Annotated in this window: 3 protein-coding genes; 1 reads left to right on the top strand and 2 read right to left on the bottom strand. The window is 67.9% G+C overall.

The window, feature by feature from the left end:
- Nucleotides 1-181: 181 nt before the first annotated feature.
- Nucleotides 182-1,087 (bottom strand): helix-turn-helix transcriptional regulator, encoded by a 906-nt coding sequence (locus ACFY2Z_RS41600; RefSeq protein ID WP_390749186.1) that lies wholly within the window; start codon nucleotides 1,085-1,087, stop codon nucleotides 182-184.
- 170 nt (nucleotides 1,088-1,257) lie between these two features.
- Between ACFY2Z_RS41600 and ACFY2Z_RS41605 the strand changes: the two genes are divergently transcribed.
- Entirely contained in the window at nucleotides 1,258-2,181 is a 924-nt protein-coding gene (locus ACFY2Z_RS41605; protein ID WP_390749187.1) for an alpha/beta hydrolase, read from the top strand.
- Between the two features lie 445 nt (nucleotides 2,182-2,626).
- On the opposite strand, the gene ACFY2Z_RS41610 is transcribed toward ACFY2Z_RS41605, so the two are convergent.
- Nucleotides 2,627-3,472 (bottom strand): NAD(P)H-binding protein (locus tag ACFY2Z_RS41610; RefSeq protein WP_390749188.1); only part of this gene is annotated, 846 nt, incomplete at its 5' end.

Below are 3,472 nucleotides of genomic sequence, written 5' to 3' on the forward strand. Positions count from 1 at the left end.
CGAAACCTGCCTGCCCTGTCGATGTCAGTGCCCGGATCTATGGTCAGGACATGACTGCGACAGATGCCGCTGCACCGGACCGGACCGGGAGGGGCAGCCGATGACCCGCCGCAGCCAGGGCTTCGTCCGGCATGTCCAGCTCGACTCGTGCGTGGACACGGTCCAGGGGCGCACCGCCTGATCACTTCCTGGGGTGACTGTCTTGCGTGGCTGGCCTGTCGTTCGCCTGGTCGGGACGAGCCGCCCACTGGAGGAGGAAACGCAGTGCTTCCCGGGAGGGAGAGTCGGGTGGGGCTGTATACGCGACCAGTTGCTGGTCAGGTTGCGTGTCGACGGAGAACTGCTGGACGTCCAGGGTGATGCTGCCCGCGACGGGGTGGAGGTAGGTCTTGGTGAGCTGCCGCGGCCCGCGGACCCGGTGGCTGGCCCACCAGATGCGGAAGTCCGGATCGCGCATGCTCAACTCGCCGACCAGCGCGGCAAGGTCCTGATCTTTGGGGTGGCGTCCAGCTTCCATACGGAGAACAGCCACGCACTCGCGTGCGGCTCCCGGCCAGTCCGCGTACAGCGCGCGGTAGGCGTCGTCGAGGAAGGTCAGCCGGATCAGGTTGCGTTCGGCCGGGGCGAGTGCGCCGAAGTCGGTGAGTAGGGCGGCCGCGCCCCGATTCCAGGCCAGGACGTCCAGGCGCCGGTTGAGAATCATGGCGGGGATGTCGTGCATGGTCGAGAGCAACTGCTGCAGCTGCGGGTCGACCTGCGGCCTGCTCGGTCTCGGCGTGGGAGCACCGGAGGTGACGTCGGCGACGGTGAAGAGGTAGGCGCGTTCGTCCGGAGCGAGTTGCAGTGCGTCGGCGAGCGCGTCGAGGACCGGGCGGGAGACCCGTCGGGTGCGCCCCTGCTCCAGGCGGACGATGTAGTCGATGCTCACGTGTGCGAGCTGCGCCAGCTCCTCGCGGCGCAGGCTCGGTACCCGGCGCGGACGACCGTCGTCGGGAAGGCCGACCTGGTGTGGATCGAGGGCGGCACGGCGGGAGCGCAGAAAGTCGCCGAGCTCGTTGCCGCCGGAAGCGTTGTCCTGGAGTTCCATGACTTAAGTGTCCGCAGGCGTACAGCCGCGCGCCTGGTACTGGCGTGCATAGGCAGCACCCTCCCTGGTACCCCCCACGCGCCGACGCCACGGTGGATGTGTGGCCGCCAGCAGGAGGCCACCGGAGCCCGCCCACCGCGAGCCCGCCCCTCCGTGACTGGAGCACCACCGTGAGGACCGACGTCACCTTTCCCAGTGCCGGCCTGAAGCTCGCCGGCCACCTGTACACGCCGGACGACAGAGCCGTCGGCCCGCACCCGGCGATCGTCGTCAGCCACCCCGGCAGCGGCGTGAAGGAGCAGGCCGCCGGCCTGTACGCGCAGCGCCTGGCCGAGCAGGGCTTCGTCGCCCTCGCGTTCGACGCCGCCTACCAAGGCGAGAGCGAGGGCGAACCACGCGGCCTGGAGGACCCGGCCCAGCGCGTCGAGGACGTCAAGGCCGCGGTCTCGTTCCTCACTACTCGTGACGACGTGGACGCTGACCGCATCGGAGCGTTGGGTATCTGCGCCTCCGGCGGCTACGTCCTCACCTCGACGGCGTCCGATCACCGGATCAAGGCTGTCGGCACCGTCAGCGCCGTGGACATCGCCCGCCAGTTCCGCAGCGGCGCCGACGGCGCCCAGGATCCGGCAGTCTTCCAGGGCATGCTCGCCGCGGCCGCGGCCGCACGTACAGCCGAGGCCCGCGGTGAGGGAGTCCAGACCTTCCCGCTCTTCCCCGACACGCCCGAGCAGGCCCGCGCTCTGGGAGGCCAGCATGCCGTGGAGGGCTGCGAGTACTACTGCTCCCACCGAGCCCAGCACCCACGCTCGGCGAAGTCCTTCACCTGGTCCAGCGTCGACCGCATGGCCTTCTTCGACGCCTTCCGCTTCGTCCACCTGATCGCGCCGCGCCCGCTCCTCATGATCGTCGGACGCGAGGCGGTGACCTCCTGGATGAGCGTGGAAGCGTTCCAGAACGCCCGCGCACCGAAGGAGCTCTACTGGATCGACGGCGCCAGCCACGTCGACCTCTACGACAAGGAGCCGTACGTCGGGCCCGCGGTCGAAAAGCTGACCGACTTCTTCCGGGCCCAGCTGGCCGACGCCGGGTAGACGTCAGGGCGGCCCGCCGATCCGGTCGCTCTACCAGCCCCGACGGCCTGCTGAACTGGACCAGATCACGCGAGACAGCATCCGGCATCCGCTCGCCCGGGAGCACAACGACCGAGACGCCCAGCAACCCCACGTCTCAACGGAAGTGGTCGCCGCACGTCACCGGGCCTAGCTTGATCTTCAACGTGTTGCGTCGAATGGTGCGTCGAACTCGATCACTCGGTTAGGGATCCGGCGTACGCGGAGGCGGCCTTCGTCTGAACATGTGCTCCGACCAAGGAACACACATGTCCAGCACGAAGGCCGTGAGGCTGGTCCGCCAGCTCAAGGCCCTCGGCCACGCCATCACCCTCGCTCTCGTCGGCTGAGTTGGCGACTTCCCTCAAGCTCTGGCCGACGAATGCGTCAGCATGCCCGTGACCTGGCGGATTTTCCGTTCAACTTCTCAGCGGAAGTCGGCGGCGTGGTCGATGGCCCACTGGGCGTAGGTGTGTGCCGGCGCGCCGGTGATCTTTTCGGCGATGGTGGAGGTGGGGACCGGGACGTCGTTGGCGGAGGCCCACTGGCTGACGATCGCCTCGGCAATGACCGGAGGCAGCGTTCTACCGACTTCCGAGCGAGCCTGCTTGTCCGAGATGCGTTCGATCCGGATGGGGCGGTCGATGGCCGCGCCGATGTGCTCGACCTGGCGTTGCAGGGTCAGGGACTCGGCCCCGTAGATGGTGTAGGCCTGGTGCGAGCGCCCCGGTTCGGTCAGGGCGGTCACCGCGAGCGCCGCGATGTCCTTCTCGTGCACAGGTGCCGACTGCGCCAGCGGATAGGGAAGGCGGACGATGTTGTCGGTGCGGATCGATTCGGCCCACCAGGTGCGGGTGTTGGTCGCGAAGGTCCCCGGCCTGAGGAACGTCCAGTCCATGCCGGAGCGTTGGACCGCCTGCTCGATCGTGCGGTTCAGGCGGGGGACCGGGTGGTCGGCATCGGGGTTCAGGACCGACACCGAGGAGAGCAGAACAACCTGCCGGATCCCTGCAGTTGTGGCGACCGCAGCGACCTTCTCGATGTCGTAGGGCTTCTGCGGGTTGAGCATCCCGTATAGGAACATCTTTTCGGCACCGTCGAACGCTACGGGCAGCGTCTCGGGACGCTCCAGGTCGGCGGCTACGGTTTCCAACCCGGGCGTCGAGCCCGCAGCAGGAGTCAGAACCTGCTCTCGGGTAAGTGTCCATGAGTGTCTTTTAGATGTCATGAGTGTTGTACGATCTTGTGCATGAACCTGACGGAATGGGCACGT

The sequence above is a fragment of the Streptomyces sp. NPDC001222 genome (genome assembly GCF_042896945.1).
Classification (GTDB): domain Bacteria; phylum Actinomycetota; class Actinomycetes; order Streptomycetales; family Streptomycetaceae; genus Streptomyces; species Streptomyces gibsoniae.

What these genes read in the sequence shown, in the direction of transcription:
- ACFY2Z_RS41600 (WP_390749186.1), bottom strand. Translation starts at nt 1,087, where the DNA reads ATGGAACTCCAGGACAACGCTTCCGGCGGCAACGAGCTCGGCGACTTT.